Origin of the sequence: Maribacter sp. HTCC2170 (assembly GCF_000153165.2) — a bacterium.
Classification (GTDB): Bacteria; Bacteroidota; Bacteroidia; order Flavobacteriales; family Flavobacteriaceae; genus Maribacter_A.
Map to the genome: position 1 here is coordinate 1975529 of NC_014472.1, position 20219 is coordinate 1995747.

The 20219-nt window shown below is 36.7% G+C and carries 22 protein-coding genes; 14 read left to right on the forward strand and 8 right to left on the reverse strand.

Annotated elements, in window-relative coordinates; translation table 11 throughout:
• Positions 1 to 74: 74 nt before the first annotated feature.
• From FB2170_RS08730 to aat, 4 genes are all read left to right on the forward strand, one after another.
• Positions 75 to 956 carry a flavin reductase family protein gene (locus FB2170_RS08730; protein ID WP_013306179.1) on the forward strand — a complete coding sequence of 294 codons (882 nt, stop codon included), beginning with the start codon at positions 75 to 77 and terminating at the stop codon, positions 954 to 956.
• Positions 953 to 1756, forward strand: coding sequence for a hypothetical protein (locus tag FB2170_RS08735; RefSeq protein WP_013306180.1), 804 nt, complete (start codon positions 953 to 955; stop codon positions 1754 to 1756). The genes FB2170_RS08730 and FB2170_RS08735 overlap by 4 nt, the downstream gene beginning before the upstream one ends.
• A gap of 42 nt (positions 1757 to 1798) precedes the next feature.
• Positions 1799 to 2176, forward strand: coding sequence for a DUF3127 domain-containing protein (locus FB2170_RS08740; protein WP_013306181.1), 378 nt, complete (start codon positions 1799 to 1801; stop codon positions 2174 to 2176).
• A gap of 111 nt (positions 2177 to 2287) precedes the next feature.
• Positions 2288 to 2956 carry a leucyl/phenylalanyl-tRNA--protein transferase gene (gene aat / locus FB2170_RS08745; RefSeq protein ID WP_013306182.1) on the forward strand — a complete coding sequence of 223 codons (669 nt, stop codon included), beginning with the start codon at positions 2288 to 2290 and terminating at the stop codon, positions 2954 to 2956.
• Between the two features lie 18 nt (positions 2957 to 2974).
• Here aat and FB2170_RS08750 read toward each other — a convergent pair whose 3' ends face one another.
• The gene (locus FB2170_RS08750) at positions 2975 to 3877 is read right to left on the reverse strand and encodes a MerR family transcriptional regulator (protein ID WP_041633133.1); all 903 of its coding nucleotides are present in this window, start codon (positions 3875 to 3877) and stop codon (positions 2975 to 2977) included.
• Between the two features lie 187 nt (positions 3878 to 4064).
• Here FB2170_RS08750 and FB2170_RS08755 point away from each other — a divergent pair, with 187 nt between their 5' ends.
• The 6 genes from FB2170_RS08755 (at position 4065) to FB2170_RS08780 (ending at position 10076) form a co-directional block, all read left to right on the forward strand.
• Positions 4065 to 5951 carry a fasciclin domain-containing protein gene (locus tag FB2170_RS08755; protein ID WP_041632767.1) on the forward strand — a complete coding sequence of 629 codons (1887 nt, stop codon included), beginning with the start codon at positions 4065 to 4067 and terminating at the stop codon, positions 5949 to 5951.
• Positions 5952 to 6096: 145 nt separating this feature from the next.
• Positions 6097 to 7560 carry a phytoene desaturase family protein gene (locus FB2170_RS08760; protein WP_041633134.1) on the forward strand — a complete coding sequence of 488 codons (1464 nt, stop codon included), beginning with the start codon at positions 6097 to 6099 and terminating at the stop codon, positions 7558 to 7560.
• A gap of 1 nt (position 7561) precedes the next feature.
• Positions 7562 to 8398, forward strand: a complete 837-nt coding sequence (locus tag FB2170_RS08765; protein ID WP_013306185.1) for a phytoene/squalene synthase family protein — start codon at positions 7562 to 7564, stop codon at positions 8396 to 8398.
• A gap of 61 nt (positions 8399 to 8459) precedes the next feature.
• Positions 8460 to 8915 (forward strand): sterol desaturase family protein, encoded by a 456-nt coding sequence (locus FB2170_RS08770; RefSeq protein ID WP_013306186.1) that lies wholly within the window; start codon positions 8460 to 8462, stop codon positions 8913 to 8915.
• Complete coding sequence (locus tag FB2170_RS08775) at positions 8912 to 9607, forward strand: lycopene cyclase domain-containing protein (RefSeq protein WP_041632768.1); 696 nt, start codon at positions 8912 to 8914, stop codon at positions 9605 to 9607. The genes FB2170_RS08770 and FB2170_RS08775 overlap by 4 nt, the downstream gene beginning before the upstream one ends.
• Positions 9600 to 10076, forward strand: coding sequence for a TspO/MBR family protein (locus FB2170_RS08780; RefSeq protein WP_013306188.1), 477 nt, complete (start codon positions 9600 to 9602; stop codon positions 10074 to 10076). Before FB2170_RS08775 ends, FB2170_RS08780 begins: the two co-directional genes overlap by 8 nt.
• Before the next feature lie 2 nt (positions 10077 to 10078).
• Here the strand turns inward: FB2170_RS08780 and FB2170_RS08785 are convergent, their stop codons facing one another.
• Both FB2170_RS08785 and FB2170_RS08790 read right to left on the reverse strand, forming a co-directional pair.
• Positions 10079 to 10744: a DNA alkylation repair protein gene (locus FB2170_RS08785; RefSeq protein WP_041632769.1), complete on the reverse strand. Its 666-nt coding sequence runs from the start codon at positions 10742 to 10744 to the stop codon at positions 10079 to 10081.
• A 1-nt stretch (position 10745) separates the two neighbouring features.
• Complete coding sequence (locus FB2170_RS08790; protein WP_013306190.1) at positions 10746 to 11309, reverse strand: DNA-3-methyladenine glycosylase I; 564 nt, start codon at positions 11307 to 11309, stop codon at positions 10746 to 10748.
• Positions 11310 to 11535: 226 nt separating this feature from the next.
• On the opposite strand from FB2170_RS08790, the gene FB2170_RS08795 reads away from it, so the two are divergent.
• The 3 genes from FB2170_RS08795 to FB2170_RS08805 all read left to right on the forward strand — a co-directional run bounded on the left by FB2170_RS08795 (position 11536) and on the right by FB2170_RS08805 (position 13829).
• Entirely contained in the window at positions 11536 to 12210 is a 675-nt protein-coding gene (locus FB2170_RS08795; RefSeq protein ID WP_013306191.1) for a TetR/AcrR family transcriptional regulator, read from the forward strand.
• Positions 12211 to 12215: 5 nt separating this feature from the next.
• Positions 12216 to 13106: a YitT family protein gene (locus FB2170_RS08800; RefSeq protein ID WP_013306192.1), complete on the forward strand. Its 891-nt coding sequence runs from the start codon at positions 12216 to 12218 to the stop codon at positions 13104 to 13106.
• An 87-nt stretch (positions 13107 to 13193) separates the two neighbouring features.
• Positions 13194 to 13829 (forward strand): thioredoxin family protein, encoded by a 636-nt coding sequence (locus FB2170_RS08805; protein WP_013306193.1) that lies wholly within the window; start codon positions 13194 to 13196, stop codon positions 13827 to 13829.
• On the opposite strand, the gene FB2170_RS08810 is transcribed toward FB2170_RS08805, so the two are convergent.
• From FB2170_RS08810 to FB2170_RS08830, 5 genes are all read right to left on the reverse strand, one after another.
• Positions 13812 to 14540, reverse strand: a complete 729-nt coding sequence (locus FB2170_RS08810; protein ID WP_041632770.1) for a hypothetical protein — start codon at positions 14538 to 14540, stop codon at positions 13812 to 13814. The genes FB2170_RS08805 and FB2170_RS08810 overlap by 18 nt on opposite strands.
• An 84-nt stretch (positions 14541 to 14624) precedes the next feature.
• The gene (gene truB / locus FB2170_RS08815) at positions 14625 to 15323 is read right to left on the reverse strand and encodes a tRNA pseudouridine(55) synthase TruB (protein WP_013306195.1); all 699 of its coding nucleotides are present in this window, start codon (positions 15321 to 15323) and stop codon (positions 14625 to 14627) included.
• Positions 15324 to 15365: 42 nt separating this feature from the next.
• On the reverse strand, positions 15366 to 16160 hold the full coding sequence (locus tag FB2170_RS08820) for an undecaprenyl-diphosphate phosphatase (RefSeq protein WP_013306196.1): 795 nt from the start codon (positions 16158 to 16160) through the stop codon (positions 15366 to 15368).
• Entirely contained in the window at positions 16161 to 16430 is a 270-nt protein-coding gene (locus FB2170_RS08825) for a DUF3098 domain-containing protein (RefSeq protein ID WP_013306197.1), read from the reverse strand. It abuts the gene before it with no gap.
• Positions 16431 to 16439: 9 nt separating this feature from the next.
• Positions 16440 to 17318: a cell division protein FtsX gene (locus FB2170_RS08830; RefSeq protein WP_013306198.1), complete on the reverse strand. Its 879-nt coding sequence runs from the start codon at positions 17316 to 17318 to the stop codon at positions 16440 to 16442.
• A gap of 81 nt (positions 17319 to 17399) precedes the next feature.
• Here FB2170_RS08830 and leuS point away from each other — a divergent pair, with 81 nt between their 5' ends.
• Positions 17400 to 20213 carry a leucine--tRNA ligase gene (gene leuS / locus FB2170_RS08835; RefSeq protein WP_013306199.1) on the forward strand — a complete coding sequence of 938 codons (2814 nt, stop codon included), beginning with the start codon at positions 17400 to 17402 and terminating at the stop codon, positions 20211 to 20213.
• Positions 20214 to 20219: the final 6 nt, after the last annotated feature.

The following is a 20219-nucleotide window of genomic DNA, read 5'->3' on the forward strand; positions in this document are numbered from 1 at the left end:
TGATAATAAATGGTGTCCGAAGCATATAGGTTCTTGTTTTAAATCGTATTCAAATTAACTACATTTGCAAAACCATGGCAGACATTGTTTCTATACTTCCAAACGAGATTTCCACCCAAAAATTACATGGCTATCTATTGGGGGCCATCGGGCCAAGACCAATAGCGTTTGCCAGCACAATCGATGATGAAGGCAGACCAAATCTTTCGCCTTTTAGCTTTTTCAATGTTTTTAGTGCTAATCCTCCAATTCTCATATTTTCACCGGCCAGAAGAGTTAGGGATAATTCTACAAAGCATACACTTGAGAATGTACATAAGATAAAAGAAGTGGTCATTAATGTAGTTGACTATAAGATTGTACAACAAATGTCACTTTCAAGTACCGAATACGCCGAAGGGGAAAATGAGTTTGTAAAAGCTGGTTTGACCATGTTAAAATCCGATTTGATCCAACCTTTCAGAGTAGCAGAATCACCTGTACAGTTTGAGTGCAAAGTGACTAAAATTGAAACTCTAGGGAAAGAAGGCGGAGCAGGAAACCTTATCTTTTCGGAAGTGGTTAAAATCCATATTGACTCTGATATTTTGGATGACAATGGTGCAATTGATCAACATAAAATTGATTTGGTCGCTCGTATGGGTGGAAACTGGTATTCAAGAGCAAACCAAGGATTATTTGAAGTTCCCAAACCGTTATCAAGTTTAGGAATTGGAGTTGACAAAATTCCCAAAGAAATTAGATTAAGTAAGGTGCTAACTGGTAACGATTTAGGAATGCTTGGAAACGTTGAAAAATTACCTGTAGCATCTGAAATTAAGGAATATATTGAGGCGAATGATGAATTGTATTCTTTGGTCAATTCAAAGGACAGGAATAAAGTACATCGAAAAGCCCAACAGTTTTTAAAAAACAATGAGGTAATCTCTGCTTGGAAAGTATTATTGGCATTATGAAACGAATACAACTATTCGAATTTGAGGATTTTAATTGGTTTCCCAGTTGGCTACGTACCTGTATGACCAACCTCATTGTCATTTTACAAAAAATGATGGGAGTGCCGGAAGTTTTGGCAGGTTTAATTGCCGAAGTGCTGAGGAAAAAGAACCTTAATAACATTGTGGATTTAGGATCCGGTTCTGGCGGTGCAATGCCAGAAGTTCTGGATTCTCTACACGCAATAAAAGGTTTGGAGAATGTAGAATTGGTTATGACAGATTTGTTCCCAAATGATAAAATGTTGAAAAAGTTCAACCAAAACACAGAGGATAAAATCAGTTATAGTCAGACGTCAGTGGATGCCACAAATATTGCAACGGCGCCTGAAGGGTTGAAAACAATGGTCAATTGTTTTCATCATATGCCACCGAAAAAGGCAAAAGAGATTTTGGCTTCCGCTCAAAGAACCAACCAGGCGTTATTGATTTATGAAATGGGCGAAAACAACATTCCTTTATTAATCTGGTGGCTGTTGCTTCCGATTTCTTTGGTCATACTAATTATTATGGTTCTTTTTATGACACCATTTGTAAAACCCTTAACTTGGCGGCAGATTGTCTTTACCTATTTGATTCCAATAATCCCAATCTGTTATGCTTGGGATGGTCAAGCATCATTGCCAAGAATGTATACACTTAAAGATTTGGATGTTCTTCTAGAAGGCTTGGGTTCTGACAACTATACTTGGAAAAAAGGACATGCAAAAAAAGAAAATGGAAAAAAATCGGGAACATTTCTATTAGGCCTCCCTAATTAAAATAACATAAACATTAAACACAGATAATACGATTAACATACTATGGAAGTACAAGGAAAAATTAAGGTGATAGATGAGACTAAAACTTTTGGTAACAATGGTTTTAGAAAGAGAGAAGTTGTGGTAACTACAGATGAGCAATACCCTCAACACATAATGGTGGAATTTGTTCAGGACAAATGTGATTTATTGAATAGTTACAGTGTTGGACAAGATGTTAAGATCAGCATTAATTTAAGAGGCAGGGAATGGACAAACCCTCAAGGAGAGGTAAAGTATTTTAATTCTATCCAAGGGTGGAGAATTGAAAACTTACAGGCAGCAGCCCCTAATCAGGACATACCACCAGTTCCTCCTATGGAAGCTTTTGAACCAGCGGATAAATTAAATGAGGACGAGCACGACGACCTTCCTTTTTAACTACAATAAGATTATTAGAAAAAAGACCCAATCGGGTCTTTTTTTATTTGTAATATTTTGATTGAATATGGTCTTTTAGGTTTTATGTAAATTTATGACCATTGCTTTACGATGAAAAAAGATAGCTATAATAGACCTTTGATTTTTTTAACTGATGAAATCGCATTTCCCAAGGTAGAACTGGCCGATGAAGAAGGTTTGTTGGCAGTAGGTGGTGACCTCTCTACTGAACGCCTTATTTTGGCCTATAAAAGTGGTATTTTCCCTTGGTTCAATGAGGGGTCTATGATTTTGTGGTGGAGCCCGAATCCAAGAATGGTTCTTTTTCCAAAGCGCATCAAAATTTCAAAAAGTATGCGAAAGGTAATAAGGAACGATGAATTTAAATTGACCAAAAACCATTGTTTTGAAGCTGTAATTGATCAATGTGCTAAAGTAAAACGCCAAGGGCAGGATGGCACCTGGATTTCCAAGGAAATGAAAGAAGCTTATTTGGATTTGCACATGTTGGGGTATGCACATTCATATGAGGTATGGCAAAACGAAGAACTTGTTGGGGGGCTTTATGGTATTGATCTTGGACATATTTTCTGTGGGGAAAGTATGTTCAGTTTCGTAAGCAATGCTTCGAAATTCGCATTTATTCAACTGGCTAGGGAACTTCAGGAAAAGAACTATACATTAATTGATTGCCAGCTTTATACAAGTCATTTAGAAAGCCTTGGAGCTGAGGAAATACCAAGAAAAAAGTTCATGGGTTTTCTAAAAGGTACCCAATGAAGAACTCTGATGATTTGACTATGTATTTGAGGCTTCAGAAAGCAATGAATTTTGTTTTTGATTTAGTAAATCAATAAACTCATTCGGATTTTTTAAGTGGACTACTTGTTTGAAGCCATCTAAGGAGCTCTCAATATTCATGCCTCCTGAAACAGCAAGGGTGACAGTCGTGTCCTTATATAATGAGGTGATGAGTTTTTCAATTTTTGCAGGTCTTAGCATGGTAAACATTGTCAGCATTAAATGCGGTTTGGTAATTTCCAAAACATCTTTAATATTTTCTAGAGGCACATTTGACCCAAGATAAAATGTTCTCCAACCTAGTTCTTTGGCTATGTAGTTCGCCAATAATAACCCTATTTCATGATTTTCACCTTCCACTAAGTATAAAACAATGGTTGGGCTGGTTTCATCTTTTGATGGAATTGCATCAATTGCACTGTACATTTTCTGTTTAATAAGGTTAGAGATGAAGTGCTCCTGAGCTGGCATTGCTTTATTCGTACCCCATAATACCCCAATATGATTCAGAAAGGGATACAATAGTTCTGTAATCGTCTTTAACAGCCCATGCTTGGCGATATACCTTTCTATTATCTCATTAAAGTCTATCTCGTTCATTTCCAACATACTTACTATTAAGGCATTTATGTCGTCCTGTGGAGTGGTATCCAAAAGAATTTTTGAAACTACCTCGTGTATTTGTTCATCCGTCAAAGTATCGATGTGTGATATGCGATAGCCGTTTCTGGTAAGAATACCAATATTGAGCAACTTACGAAGTTGATCATCTGTATAATACCTAATATTGGTTGCTGTCCTTTTAGGTACTATAAAACTATAACGCGATTCCCATTTTCTTAATGTATGGGCATTGATTCCTGTTATTGATACAATATCAGCCATTGAATAGTTCGACATATTTAGAGTTTTAAGTGAAAGAATTAACCATGAATCACAGCAATTCAATGGAGTTTGGTACAAAAATGAGCATTTTTTATTAAAAATGTCTAAAAAAAAGTAAAAAAAGTTGGACATATAAAAAAAATGTTATACTCTTGTCTAAGTAAAAACAAAAAAGATTAGACAAACCTTAAAAAATTTAATTATGAAAAAGAAGATTAGTTATTTATTTATGTTCATCGCAGTATCCTTATTCACGTATTCGTGTAGTGAGGATGATGACCAACCAGTGATTGAAATGGAACAAGAGACAATGAACATTGTCGAGGCCGCTCAGGGTACTGATGCCCTGAGCAATCTTGTTGCTGCTTTGGCTAAAGCGGATGAAAGCGGATCTAACGACCTTATCGCAACGCTTAGCGATGAAACTGGGACTTTTACGGTATTGGCCCCGACTAATGATGCTTTCGTGGACCTTTTGGCAAGGTTGGATGGATTTGATTCGCTTGATGATTTTAACTCTGAACAATTACAAGACCTCTTAGCCAGTATTTTGGCCTATCATGTAGTGAGTGGTGCTTCTGTGACATCTGGTGATCTTACAGAGGGTCAGGTTATTACAACTGTCCAAGGAGAGGAATTAACGGTTAGTTTAGACGGCGGTGCTTCTTTTATGGATGCAGCGGGAGAATATGCAATGGTTACAACGGCTGATGTTGCTACTAACAATGGTACGGTACATTTAATTGATAAAATACTTTTACCACAAGCTGCATTGGATGCCTTAAGTGATATTCTTTTGGTTTCGATTACTGATTTGGCCATTGCCACCCCAGGTTTGGAAAACTTGGTCGCTGCCTTAGTAGCTGCAGATGGAGACCTGCCAACTGTTTTGGCCGGTGAAGGGCCGTTCACTGTATTTGCGCCAACTAACGATGCTTTTGCAACATTTTTGGCTGACAATAATTTTGCTGAACTAGGTGATGTACCAGTGGATGTATTGACTCAAGTATTATTGAACCATGTTGTAAGTGGTAATAATTTATCTACTGATTTAATGACAGGATATATCTCAACTCTTTCTACCGCCGGAGCGGGAGGCAACAATTTAAGTATGCTGGTAGATACTGCAGACGGAGTTAGTTTGAACGGATGTTCTACCGTTACCGCGGCAGATAATAAAGCCATTAATGGGGTAGTACATATTGTTGACGCAGTTATAGGTTTGCCCAATATCGTAGACCATGCAGTGGCAAATAGTGATTTAACAGAATTGGTTGGAGCATTAACTGCTGGCGGCAATACCACTTTTACGGATTTATTATCAGATGATGCTACTGACTTTACTGTCTTTGCTCCTGTAAATGCCGCTTTTTCAGCTTTTACAAACCCTATGTCAAATGAATTGAATACCATTTTGGCAAACCATGTTATTGTTGGTGCTGCCGCTTTTTCATCAGGGTTGACAAATTCATATGTGAGTACGGCAGCTACTAATGAAGATGGAGACAATTTAAGTATGTACATAAATACGGACGACGGAGTATCTCTGAACGGTTCGAGTAATGTTGCAGCTGCGGATATTGTAGCTACAAACGGGGTCATCCATGCTGTTGATGCGGTGATTGATTTACCAACATTGGTGACTTTTGCAACTGCAGATGCGACTTTTAGCCCACTTGTTGCTGCTTTGACTGAAGGCACACCTGATACCGACTTTGTTTCTGTACTTAATGGCGAAGGACCTTACACGGTTTTTGCACCTACAGATGTTGCTTTTCAAGCATTATTGGATAGTAATATGGACTGGGATGGCGTAACCGATATTGATGAAATGTTATTGACATCTGTATTAAACCACCATGTGGCAAACGGCAACGTTCGATCTGGTGACTTAACCGATGGTATGGCACCAGCCACATTGGAAGGTGATAATATAACAATCAATTTACCAGGTACAGGAGATAATATTGCCGACATCACTGATGGAGCTGGAAATACTGGTATTGGTGTTGTTGTTGTAGATGTACAAGCAAACAATGGTGTAATACATGTAGTGAATCAAGTTATGATTCCCGATACGAGCAACTAGATGAATTGGTAACAATCTTATGAAAAAGAAGATTTAGGTTGTTTTTATTGAGTAACGGGCACTGGTATTGTGATAGGTATCAGTGCTTGTTATGTTTTTTTCTATTATTTTAATAGTTCAGTATTTTTTCTTCAAATTATTACAAATGAACAATAAAAAGATCATCATAATTGGTTCTGGATTTTCGTCCCTTGCAGCCAGTTGCTATTTGGCTAAGGCAGGTTTTGGGGTCCAAATTTTTGAGAAGAATCCAGAGATTGGCGGAAGGGCCCGTCAAAAAAAGAGAGATGGTTTTGTGTTTGACATTGGCCCAACTTTTTATTGGATGCCAGATGTCTTTGAAAGCTTCTTCAGTGATTTTGATAAAAAACCGAGTGACTATTATCAATTAAAAAAATTAGACCCTGCCTATCAAGTATATTTTGGGGTTAAAGATTCAATTAAAGTATCAGGTTCTATAGAGGAAACAATGAACACCTTTGAAACAATTGAACCTGGAAGCAAGAAAGCTTTACGCAGGTTTTTATCAAAGGCGGGCAAGAATTATAAAATTGCCATTAAGGATCTAGTATATAAACCAGCAGAAAGTATCTTGGAGATTATCACTCCAACCACCATGCTAAAGATTACTGATTTTTTCAGAACGATAAAAAAACAGGTGGCTTCTTACGTAAAAGATGAAAAGCTTAGAAAAATAATGGAGTTTCCAGTACTTTTTTTAGGTGCAAAACCAGGAAATACCCCTTCTTTTTACAATTTCATGAACTATGCTGATTTTGAACTGGGGACTTGGCACCCCATGGGAGGCATGTATGAAGTGGTTGAGGCGATGACGAATTTGGCTTTGGAATTAGGAGTTGAAATCGTGACAGACTCTCCTGTTCAATCTATTCGTACAACTGATAACAATGTTGAAGGTATACAAGTAGGTGATAAGTTTTATTCCTGTGATATCCTGTTAAGTGGAGCTGATTATCACCATACAGAATCACTTTTACCTGTTAATAGAAGACAGTATAAAGAAAGTTATTGGAGTAAAAAGATTTTTGCCCCATCAGCATTGCTCTTTTTCGTTGGCTTCAAAAAGAAGTTAAAAAATGTTTCGCACCACACCTTGTTTTTTGATACCGATTTTGATGCGCATGCCAAAACCATATATGATACTAAAGAATGGTCAGAGGACCCATTGTTCTACGCAAGTTTTCCTAGCCTGACGGATAATGAAAGTGCCCCGGAGGGAAAAGAGGCAGGTATCTTCTTGATACCCATAGCACCGGATCTGGAGGATAACCCGACTATACGTGAGAAGTATTTTAATCAGATAATTCAAAGAATGGAGGATTTAACTGAGCAAAATTTACACGCTATGGTTGAGTTTAAAGAATCTTATTGCGTAAATGATTTTAAATCGGACTATAATTCTTACAAGGGTAATGCCTATGGTTTGGCAAATACACTAACACAGACACATATTCTGCGCCCTAGATTGAGAAGTAAGAAAGTTGATAATTTATTTTTTTGCGGACAATTGACAGTACCAGGTCCAGGGGTTCCCCCATCCTTGATTTCAGGGAAAATAGTCAGCGAATTAATTTCAAAATATTATTAAAATGAAAAAGCTTTTTGATGATTCCAGTTACAGTTGTAGCAAGTTGGTGACAAATACATATAGCACTTCATTTTCCTCCGGGATAAAGATGTTCGCCCCATCTATAAGGCCTGCGATTTATGCGATTTATGGATTTGTACGGTACGCTGACGAAATTGTGGATACATTTAATGAATACGATCAGGAGTTGCTTTTTAATGAGTTCAAGGAAGATTATAATAAAGCAATTGAAAGAAGAATAAGTCTTAACCCCATTCTAAATGCATTTCAGGAAATTGTACATAATTATGATTTACACCCATATGTAGAAGATTTTCTTGGGAGTATGGAAAGTGACTTGTACAAAAAGGAATATAGTTCCAAACAGGATTTTGTTAAATATATTTATGGATCTGCTGATGTTGTAGGGTTAATGTGCTTAAGAGTATTTGTAAATAATGATGATGATGCTTTTAATGCATTAAAAAATTCGGCCATGCGATTGGGCTCTGCCTTTCAGAAAATAAACTTTTTAAGGGATATCAAGGATGATACAGAGAATTTAGGACGCTCTTATTTCCCAAATTTGTACAACGGGGAGCTTACCAACGAGAATAAATTTGAAATAATAAAAGACATTGAGGAAGATTTGAAACATGCAAGAAAAGGTATTATACAATTACCATTGGAAGCAAAATTAGGAGTGTATTTGGCATACAGATATTTTGATAGGCTATTAAGAAAACTAAAACGTTTGGATTGTGATAGAATAATGAATGAAAGAATTCGCATATCGGATCCAATGAAATTGGTACTGCTAACCAGAACGTATGTACGATATAAGATTAATCATATTTAATTGTTCGTATTGCAGTAACTTAGTCTATTATATTGCTTGATAAATTAAACAGAAGGGTATTATGGAAATATTAGCATACATCTTGACCACGCTTTTTACTTTTATTATCATGGAAGGTGTTACCTGGTGCACGCATAAATATGTAATGCATGGTTTTGGGTGGTATTTACATGAAGATCACCATCAGCCGGGGTATCCTCATAAATTTGAAAAGAACGATGCGTTTTTTGTTGTTTTTGCAGTCCCAAGTATTCTTTTGTTCTACTATGGTATAAGACCAGAGTTAAATTATATGTTCTTTATAGGGTTGGGTATCCTATGCTACGGTATTGCATATTTTATGGTCCATGATGTGTTGATTCATAGACGCTTTAAATGGTTAGACAATGTAAACAACAGGTACTTACGTGGATTGCGTAAGGGTCATAAGATTCACCATAAGCATTTAGACAAACCGGATGGTGAATGTTTCGGAATGTTATTTGTGCCGCTTAAATATTTTAAAGAAATAAGGTGAATCATTATCTATATTTATTTTTAAACTTAGCAAGCCTAAGTATACCCTTGTTCTACAGTATTTTCGAAAGAAAGTTTCACTTCATCCAATATTTTAAGGCTGCTTTCATCAGTATTCTTTTGGTGTCTGTTCCATTTTTGGTTTGGGACGGTATTTTTACGTCAAATGGTATTTGGGGATTCAACCCTGAATATTATTTAGGAGTAAAAATTATCGGAATGCCTTTCGAAGAATGGATGTTCTTTTTTTGTATTCCATATGCTTGTTTATTTACACATGAGGTGCTAAAGTATTATTTGCCAAATTTTAAACTGTCAAGATTTATAACATTGATGATTAGTTTTTCATTGGTTCTTATTACTGGAATTTTGTTCATGCTGAACTTTGGCAAATGGTATACAACCATAAACTTTGCACTGTTTGTTTTACTGATTTTGTACGGATTAAAATATCACGTACGAACGCTGCAAGAATACTATCCTAGCTTTTTGGTGATATTGGTTCCATTCTTAATTGTAAATGGAGTTTTAACAGGAAGTTTTATTGATGAGCCGGTGGTTTGGTATGATAACAGTGAAAATTTAGGAATTAGGATATTCACTATTCCGGTTGAAGATATTTTTTATGCATTTGTCATGTTATTTTCAATTCAATTGATTTTTAACACTTTAAAGAAAAAGTATTATGCTTAATAATAGAGCTATTAGATTTATTGTTTTTCTGTTTTTTAATTTTTTGGCTCTGGGTTGTGGAGTTTTATTAATGAACAATGGTCCTCAAACTGATTGGTACACCTCTTTAAATCAAGCTCCATGGACACCGGCAAATTGGGTGTTTGGTGCTGCATGGTCAACCATAATGTTGTGCTTCTCTTTTTACATGACAAAAATTAGTTTTTTATACACTTTTTTAGACAAAAAGATACTTGCACTATATAGTATTCAATGGGTTTTAAATGTTAGCTGGAACTTCTTTTTCTTTAATCAACATTTAGTATTAATTGGCTTGATTGTAATTACTATGTTGTGGTTACTTATTGGTTATTTCACTTTTGAACACCTTAAAAAGGTAAAATTTTACACCTTGTTGATTATTCCGTATTTGGTCTGGATGACTATCGCCACAAGTCTAAACGCTTATATATTTCTTTATAACCAATAATCTCAAAGTAACCTTAATGCTTCTCTTTTGCTTAAGGGAGCTAATTTGTGGTTTGATACAAACTTAACTACCCATTTGGGATTGGTTCTGCTATATTCACGTAATACCCATCCGATAGCCTTGTTTATAAAAAATTCATTCGAACCTAGCAGAAGGTTGATAATCTGGGATAGCCTTTGCGTATCCATTTTATCCTTGCTTTTAAGCTGGTATAACAAACAACAGCGTTGTAACCACATATTGCCAGATGCCAACCATTTTTCTATAATAGGTTTCAATTGTTCCGGAAACATATCAAAATATGGACCTATCAACTTTACTGCGATATAGTCCACCGTATCCCACCACGATTTATGGGTAACCATGAATTCCAATAGGGCAATATCACTTTTTACAAACTGTTTTTTGTATTTGTGCACTAATTCTTGCCCTATGAATTGATATTCCCGTTCAGGTTTATTCCATAAGGTTTTAATGATTAATTGCAATTCGGATTTTGGGGGAAGAAAATCTTTGGCAAGAAAAGGTTTTTGTATTTCGCGGCGTACTGGAGTTTTTATGCCATAGAATTCGAACTGGTTTCGCATATAGGCCTTTTGTTCTTCAGCGATTTTGGCATTGGAATTACGCTTAAGTTCAAGTTCTAATGTTTGTATGTATTCGTTCATTTTAAACCTCCTTATACCTAAAACAACTTTTCTCATGATCGTTGACCATACCAATGGCTTGCATAAAAGCATAGACCACGGTACTACCAACAAATTTGAATCCTCGCTTTTTCAAGTCTTTACTAATCTTATCGGATAAGGGAGTATTTGCCGGGCCTTCCTTATAATCCAATAAGGAGTTTTTAATGGGTTTGTTATTTACAAATCCCCAAATGTAATTGCTAAAACTCCCAAATTCTTCCTGTATTTTCATAAAGGACTGGGCATTGCTAATGGCCGAATGTACTTTAAGTTTGTTCCTGATGATTCCTGCATCATTCAATAAGGCTTCAATCTTAGCATCACCATAAGTAGCGATTTTTTTATAATCAAAATGGTTAAAAGCTTTCCTGAAATTCTCTCGTTTTCGAAGAATGGTTATCCAGCTTAAACCAGCTTGAAAAGTTTCCAAAATCAGAAACTCGAACAAGGTTTCATCATCCTTTACGGGAACGCCCCATTCCAAATCGTGATAAGCCTCATACAGGTCATTACCTAAACACCAACCACATTTATGTTTTTCCATTATTCATTTTATGATTTAAAGATATAGATAAATACAATTCCAAGATATTGAGTATTCTACTATTGGATAGTTGATTTATGAAACGAGACTTTATGGGATGATGTTCGGTGGAAATCTGTTAGTTTAAATTCAAAAATATGGTAGTATAACTTTTATTAAAAATAGTTAAACTATTATATATTGATAGTAATACTATTATATTTGTAACGAACAAAACAAATGACCAATGGAACGCCTGCTACAATCTGTTAAAATAAACATCAATGAAAAAATCTTTCTGAAAGATCCAGAATCCTCTGATTTGGGAAAAAGTATAGTCGAGGAAAGTATTCTTATGATTCATAAAATGGGTTTCGAAAGTTTCACCTTTAAAAAGCTAGGTATTAAGATAGGGTCTAACGAAAGTTCTATCTACCGTTATTTTGAAAACAAGCACAAATTGTTGTTATACTTAACTTCCTGGTATTGGGGTTGGTTGGAATATCAATTGGTATTTGCAACCAATAGTATTAGTGACCATGCCGAAAAACTAAAAAGGACCATCGAGATTGTTACAAAGACCACCGAAGAAGATTCTGCCTTTTCACATATTAATGAAGTGCTACTCAATAAAATCGTAATCAATGAATATTCAAAATCATATTTGACAAAAGAGGTGGACACAGAGAACAAAGCGGGTTATTTTGTGATTTATAAAAGATTGGTCAATCGTATTAGGGATATGATATCTGCTCTGGATTCTGAATATGAGTATCCATCAAGTCTTGCGAGTACAATTTTGGAAGGATCCCTGCACCAATATTTCCTTAAAGATCATTTCCCTTCTATGACCGACTGTCATAAGGACAGTGGCCCAACAAATTACTTTCTTAATCTAGTTTTCAATTTACTCAAATCATAGACCGTATGGCTAAAACTATTATGACCTCAGATGCAAAGGCGCGCACAAATTATAAACTTATTTTCAAGGATATTTTTTTTATCGTTTCCGGGATATTTACCGCAGCGTTTGGACTTGAAAGTTTTTTGTTCCCAAATCGTTTTATCGATGGTGGGGCAACTGGTATTTCTTTATTAGTCGCAGAGGTGAGCAATTTACCCCTTTCATTACTCATTATATTGGTGAATATTCCTTTTATAATCCTCGGGTTTCGAGTAATTGGCCGCACTTTTGCTCTAAAGGCAACATTTGCGATTTTAGGATTGGCATTGGTTTTGGCCACTGTGAACTTTCCGGAAATCACCCAGGACAAGCTATTGGTCGCTGTTTTTGGAGGATTTTTTTTGGGTGCAGGAATAGGTTTGTCGGTTAGGGGAGGTAGTGTTTTGGATGGGACTGAGGTTTTGGCGATTTTTCTAAGTCGAAAACTGGGTACCACTATTGGGGACATTATTATTTTGGTCAATATAATGGTCTTCTTGGCCGCGGCCTATCTCCTATCCATAGAGACTGCTTTATATTCAATGCTTACCTATTTGGCCGCCTCAAAAACACTTGATTTTGTGATAGAAGGTATTGAAGAGTACACGGGAGTTACCATAATATCCGATTTCAGTAATGATATTCGATTAATGATCATAAATAAATTAGGTCGCGGTGTTACTATATATGATGCAAAGGGTGGTTATGTTGAGAATGGCAAGCATAATGAGTATGACGTACTCTTTACGGTAATTACCAGGTTGGAAATTCGTAAACTGAATATCGAGATTTCCAAAATTGATCCTAAAGCTTTTGTGGTGATGAACAAAATCAATGATACTCGAGGGGGAATGATAAAAAAGAGAGTATTGTAAGGTTTTGTGAAAAACACCTACATATGTCACCAATGTTACCAATAAATAAATGATTCATTGGTAACTTTGCACTTCAAAATTACTAGTATGAAAACTATCGTTTTAGAAGGTTTAGAGAGTACAACTGAAGAATTGGTCCAAAAAGGAACAAGAAAGGCCATGTCTTATAAAGAATACAGGTTATTGGTCGATGATTTGGCCGCAGCCAAAAAATCAACGGGCCCAGAGCAAACAGAGACATTGACCGATTATACCCTTTTGAACCAAAGACGCATGAAGCGATTGGATAAGACTTTGAAAATTGGGGAGGAGATAGTGACAAAAATCAAGGGTTATGATAAAAAAGTTACTTGGTTGGTGTTGACAGAAAGTTGGTGTGGTGATGCTGCCCAAACAATGCCTATGATAAACAAAGTAGCCCAGTTGAACGATGATATTTCATTGAAGGTCATTTTACGTGATGAAAATCTTGATATTATGAATCGTTTTCTAACCAATGGAGCCATGGCGATACCTAAATTGATCATGGTTGAGGATGGTTCAGGAAAGGTGGTTGGAGAATGGGGTTCGCGACCTAAAGTTGCCGCTAAAATGGTCATAGATTATAAAAATGAGCATGGTACTTTAACTCCAGAGTTTAAACAAGATTTACAAGTTTGGTATAACAAGGATAAGGGGCAAAGTACTTTAGATGATTTGTTGGGGTTACTTTCCTTGAAATAAATAGGTGATTGTGCCTTTTTGAGAGGCTTTTGTCGAAGTATTGAATTTAGCTTTTAAAGCATAAGTGATTGCATTGTCGACCAAACAACCGTTTGAAGTGCCTGAACTTTTTGCATTATAACTAGCATCTGACACATTGCCTACGGCATCAACGACTATGTTGATTACTACCTTTCCACCTTCTATGCAGGTGTAAATTGGAGGGGGCAGTTTGTAATTATTTCTTCCAACCAATGAATAGGAAACCGAAGTTTTTCTTTCTGCCAAATTATTGGTGCGCTCCTCTTTTTGAGCCTCACGTTCTCCCAATAATTTCTTTTTTTCCTCTCTCTGTTTTGCCAGTTCTTTAACCTTTGCGGCATATTCAGAATCTTCGTTGCTATAATCTGAAATCTCATCGGTTTCATTAGCGGCTTTTTCTTCAAGAATTTCTTCAAGCGTTTTTAAAGGTTCAGGGTCACCATAGCTTGGTTTTGCAGTTTCATTATAGGCCATGTGGCTTTTTATGGGGTCTTGCTGTTGCAATTCTTCTATTAACTTCTCCTCTTCCTTGAGCAATTCTTCAAGTATCTCAGGATCTAAAACCATTTCAACAATGTATTCATCTTCCTCTTGTTGACCGCCTAAATGTATGTTATAGAGTCCCAACACCATAATGGACATGGTGAGGAAGGTAATCAATAGCGATAACTGTTGACGACTGAGACTCATAGAGCTATAACCACTTTTTTATAAAATTATTTTAAAAACGTTTTAAAAGAGAGCCATTTGTTTAAAAACCAGCTTTTTGACTTCTTAATCAAGCAATGTTTTCTCGAAAACCAATGGGTCTAGGGCTTTATTTACGTTGTAATCGCCTATTTTGGTTCTTCTGAGACGAGATAAATGCGCTCCAGACCGTAAGTGTAGCCCAAAATCATGGGCTAAGGATCGTATATATGTTCCTTTACTGCATACAACCCTAAATTCGACCTCAGGTATATTGATCTTAGTGATTTCAAATTCAGAAATGGTGACCAATCTTTTTTTGATTTCTACTTCCTTACCTTCCCGGGCATATTCGTAAAGTCGCTTTCCATCTTTTTTTAATGCCGAAAAGATAGGTGGGACCTGTTCTATGTTCCCCATAAATTGCGCAGTGGTATCGCGAATCATTTCATCGGTTATATGCTCAATTGGAAAATTTTCATTGACTTCAGTTTCCAAATCAAATGAAGGGGTGGTCGCCCCAAGGGTAATAGTACCAGTATATTCTTTTATCTGTCCTTGAAGGTCGTTTATCTTTTTTGTGAACTTACCTGTACAGATGAGTAAAAGTCCCGTGGCTAATGGGTCTAATGTGCCCGCATGGCCAACTTTGATTTTTTTTAGCTGGAATTTCCTTCGAATGACCCATTTAAGTTTGTTAACTGCCTGAAACGATGACCAACCTAATGGTTTGTCGATTAGGAGTAATTGTCCGTCTAAAAAATCTTCTTTCGATAATGATTTCATAAAGGATTTTCGTTAGTACAGATTACTGTTCGGAATTGGGCTTTAGCTCCAAAAACTATAACCTATTGCAATAAGCCCCACCAGCAAGCAGTAAATGGCAAAGTAAGTAAGCTTGCTCTTCTTAACAAGTTGAATCATCCAGGTGCAGGCTGCTAACCCCGCTATAAACGCCGCTATGAATCCTGCGCTCATTGCAAATGTGTTTTCACTATCAAAACTAAGTTCTCCACTCATGATATCCTTGGCCATTTTACCAAATATCAGAGGCACTACCATAAGAAAAGAGAAACGGGCGGCTTTTGTTTTATCAACCCCTAACAATACCGATGTTGATATTGTTGCCCCACTTCTAGAAATTCCTGGGAGCATTGCAATTGCTTGTGAAATACCAACAATGAACGCATTTTTATAGGAAACCTTTTTGTCAGTATCTTTCGCCTTATCAGCGAAATAGAGTAAAATCGCAGTAATCAATAGCATGAAGCCCACTAAACGAATATCTCCACCAAAAAAAGCTTCCAACTGTTCTTCAAAAAACAATCCAACCAAAACGGCCGGTAACATTGAAATGATAATTTTCAATGAAAATCGGGTTTCCTCATTCCATTTAAACTGAAAGAGTCCACTTAGAATTTCCCACACATCTTTTCTGAAAACGACTATGGTGCTAAGGGCAGTAGCGAAATGAAGTACAACAGTAAATAAAAGGCTTTCTTCTGGAACCGAATTGTCACCTAATATGGCTTTGCCCAATTCTAGATGTCCGCTTGATGATACAGGAAGAAATTCGGTAAGTCCTTGAATAATACCAAGGATAATAGCATCTATAGTCTCCAATTACTTGCGCTTCTTATGGGGATTCAACAAAATGGCATAAACTTCGATACCCAAACCAATCAACACCAAAGTCGGTGCCAATCGTATTCTTCGAAAATTATAAATATCGTCATTAAATACATTAGGGTCATCACTACCTCCGCCACTCATTAAAATAAACCCTAAAGCGATAAAGGCTATACCAATGAACATGAACATATAATTTTTCTTCTGGAAAATAAACTCAGGCTTTGCTGCCTGGCCAGGAGTATTCTTTTGCTTTTTACCCATATCGCAAATTTAGTAATATAATTCGTCCGTCCTAAGGTTTAAAAACCGTTGGGTTGCAAAATAAGTGCTTATTAGTGAAATCAATACCCCTAAAACAAAAACTCCTGCAAAAAGCAATATCAATAATGTACTATCCTGAAAAAGATTTAATTCAGGGAAATTTTTGTTCAAATAAAATAGTACCCCTCCCAAAGCCAAAAGGGCAATAAGCGACCCCAACATTCCAAGTTTAATATTGGACCAAATAAATGGCCTTCGAATAAAAACCTTGGTTGCACCTACCATTTGCATGGTCTTTATTATGAATCGTTTCGAATATATTGATAATCGAATAGAGCTATTGATGAGTAGTACGGCGATAAAAGTAAAGATAGTGCTGGCAATGAGAATCCAGAAGCTTATTTTTTTAACATTGTCACTAAGAAGACCAACCAAAGGTTTGTCATAACTGACTTCATCAACATAGTTCTTTTTCGATATTTCGGTTGCGATACTTTCTATTTGCTCAGGGGAAACAAAATCTGCATTCAATTGAACATCAATGGAATTTTTTAATGGATTATATCCTAAAAAGTCAATGAAATTCTCCCCAATTTCTTCGCTATGTTGTTCGGCAGCTTCTTCTTTGGATACATAGGTCGCCAATTTGGTGTATTCGGCCATTGCCAAACTCTTTTGTAATTGGTCAACTTCCACTTCCTTGGCATTTTCTTTTAGAAAAACAGATATGGTTATCTGCTCTTTAAAATGATCTGCCATTTTTTTTGTGTTCAGGACCAATAATCCAAGAATCCCAAGAAGAAAGAGCACCAAACCAATGCTCAAAACCACTGAGAAGTAAGAAGAAATCAGCTTTCGTTTTTGGTACCTTTCAAAAGATTTACTCATGTATAGGATATGAATATGTAAAAATAGGAAAGTAAATTGAATAAACTTATTTTTGCCCGGTATAGTAAAGAAAGCGACAAAATGCAGTACAATTTCAACGAAATTGAGGCCAAATGGCAGAAATATTGGGCCAAAAATCAAACTTTTAAAGCAGAGAATAATTCAGAAAAGGAAAAATTCTATGTGTTGGACATGTTCCCTTATCCATCAGGTGCAGGACTTCATGTTGGTCACCCATTAGGGTATATTGCCAGCGATATTTATGCACGGTACAAAAGGCATAAAGGCTTCAATGTTTTACATCCAATGGGTTACGATTCTTTTGGGCTTCCAGCAGAGCAGTATGCTATACAAACTGGTCAACATCCGGCAATTACAACAGAAACTAATATTAACAGATATAGGGAGCAATTAGATAAAATTGGGTTCTCTTTTGATTGGAGTCGTGAGGTGCGAACGTCTAATCCAAAGTATTACAAATGGACACAGTGGGTTTTTATTCAACTGTTCAATTCATGGTATAACAAGGATTCTGATAAGGCAGAAGATATTCAGACATTGATTTCAATTTTTGAAAAGGAAGGAAATGCAACGGTTAATGCTGTTTGCGATGAAAACGTTGATGCTTTTTCCGCCCAAGATTGGAATTCGTTTTCAAATAAGAGAAAACAAGAGATATTATTACACTACCGTTTGACTTATTTGGCGGAAACAGAGGTGAATTGGTGCCCTGCATTAGGTACCGTATTGGCCAATGACGAAATTGTAAATGGTGTTTCCGAACGAGGTGGGCATCCTGTAGTTCGTAAAAAAATGACCCAATGGAGTATGAGAATCACTGCTTATGCACAGCGTTTGTTAGATGGCTTGGATAAGATATATTGGCCACAACCCTTAAAAGATTCCCAAACGAATTGGATTGGTCGTTCTGAAGGAGCTTCCGCAATATTCAATGTTAATGGTCATGATGCCATTATTGATGTCTTCACAACAAGACCAGATACCATTTTTGGGGTCAGTTTTATGACATTGGCTCCTGAGCATGAATTGGTTTCGAAAATTACAACGGGTGAGCAAAAGGCCGAAGTTGAAGCTTATATTGAAGCAACTGCAAAACGTTCTGAGCGTGATCGTATGGCCGATGTAAAAACGATAACAGGTGCTTTTACGGGTGCATATGCAGAACACCCGTTTACAAAAGAACCCATTCCTATTTGGATTGGAGATTATGTTCTGGCGGGCTACGGAACAGGAGCTGTAATGTCCGTTCCTTGTGGGGATCAACGGGATTATGATTTTGCGAAGCATTTTAATATCTCCATCCCGAACATATTTGAGGGAGTTGATATTTCTGAAGAAGCTTTTGCTGATAAGTCAACTACGGTGATTACAAACTCTGATTTCTTAAACGGATTAAAATATACGAAGGCTGTAAAAAGAGCCATTTATGAGTTGGCGCAGTTGGGACAAGGTGAGGGCAAGATTAATTACCGTTTGCGTGATGCTGTTTTTAGCCGTCAACGGTATTGGGGAGAGCCTTTTCCTGTGTATTATGTAGACGGAATGCCGCAGATGATCAATGCCGAGCATTTGCCAATAGAATTGCCCGAGGTTGAAAAATATTTACCAACTGAAACAGGAGAACCACCCTTAGGGAATGCTGAGGTTTGGGCATGGGACACTGACACTAATAAGGTTGTACATAACAGCGCGATAAACAATGCCACGGTGTGGCCGTTGGAATTAAATACTATGCCAGGTTGGGCAGGCAGCTCGCAGTATTTTAACCGGTATATGGACTCTGGAAATGAGAATGATATATTTTCAAAGGAAGCCATAAACTATTGGCAAGATGTTGATTTATATATTGGCGGTAGTGAACATGCCACAGGGCATTTGCTGTACTCTCGTTTTTGGCAAAAATTTATGTTTGATAAAGGTTTGGTGCCAAAAGATGAGTTTGCCAAAAAATTAATTAATCAAGGGATGATTACCGGGACCAGTGCTTTTGTTTATAGAGAAGAAGAAACGGGGAATGTGATTTCCAAAGGATTGATTGAAGGAAAAAAGGTGACACCTATCCATGCAGATGTTTCATTAATAAATACTTCTGATGAATTAAATATTGAAGGATTCAAGAAGTGGCTTCCAGAATATAAAGCAACGGAGTTTGTTCTTGAAGATGGAAAATACGTTGTTGGGAGAGAAGTCGAAAAAATGTCCAAATCCAAGTACAATGTGGTAAGTCCGGATAGTATTTGTGAAGATTATGGGGCAGACTCTTTACGTTTGTATGAAATGTTCTTGGGGCCTTTGGAGCAGTCCAAACCGTGGAATACTGCTGGGATTTCAGGAACGCATTCGTTCTTGAAAAAGTTATGGCGTTTATATTTTGATGAGAATGGTGCCAAGTTTACCAATGCAGAACCTACGAAGGACAATTTAAAAACATTGCACAAAACCATAAAAAAGGTAGAGGAAGATATTGAGAATTTCTCTTTTAATACATCGGTATCTACTTTTATGATCTGTGTAAATGAGCTTATAAGTCAAAAATGTACCAGCCGAGCTATTTTGGAGCCATTGGCCATATTGGTATCACCTTATGCGCCACACATTGCGGAGGAGCTTTGGGAGCAGTTAGGGCATGATGAATCTATTGCGACAGTATCATTCCCAATATTTGACGGGAGTCATTTGGTTGAAAGCACCAAGCAATACCCTATCTCATTTAATGGTAAAATGAGATTTACATTGGAGTTGCCATTGGATATGGGCAAAGATGAAATAGAAGAGACTGTAATGGCCCACGAAAAGACCCAACAGCAATTACAGGGTAGAACACCTAAGAAAATCATTGTAGTTCCTGGAAAGATTGTTAATATCGTGGGATAGTTGTTC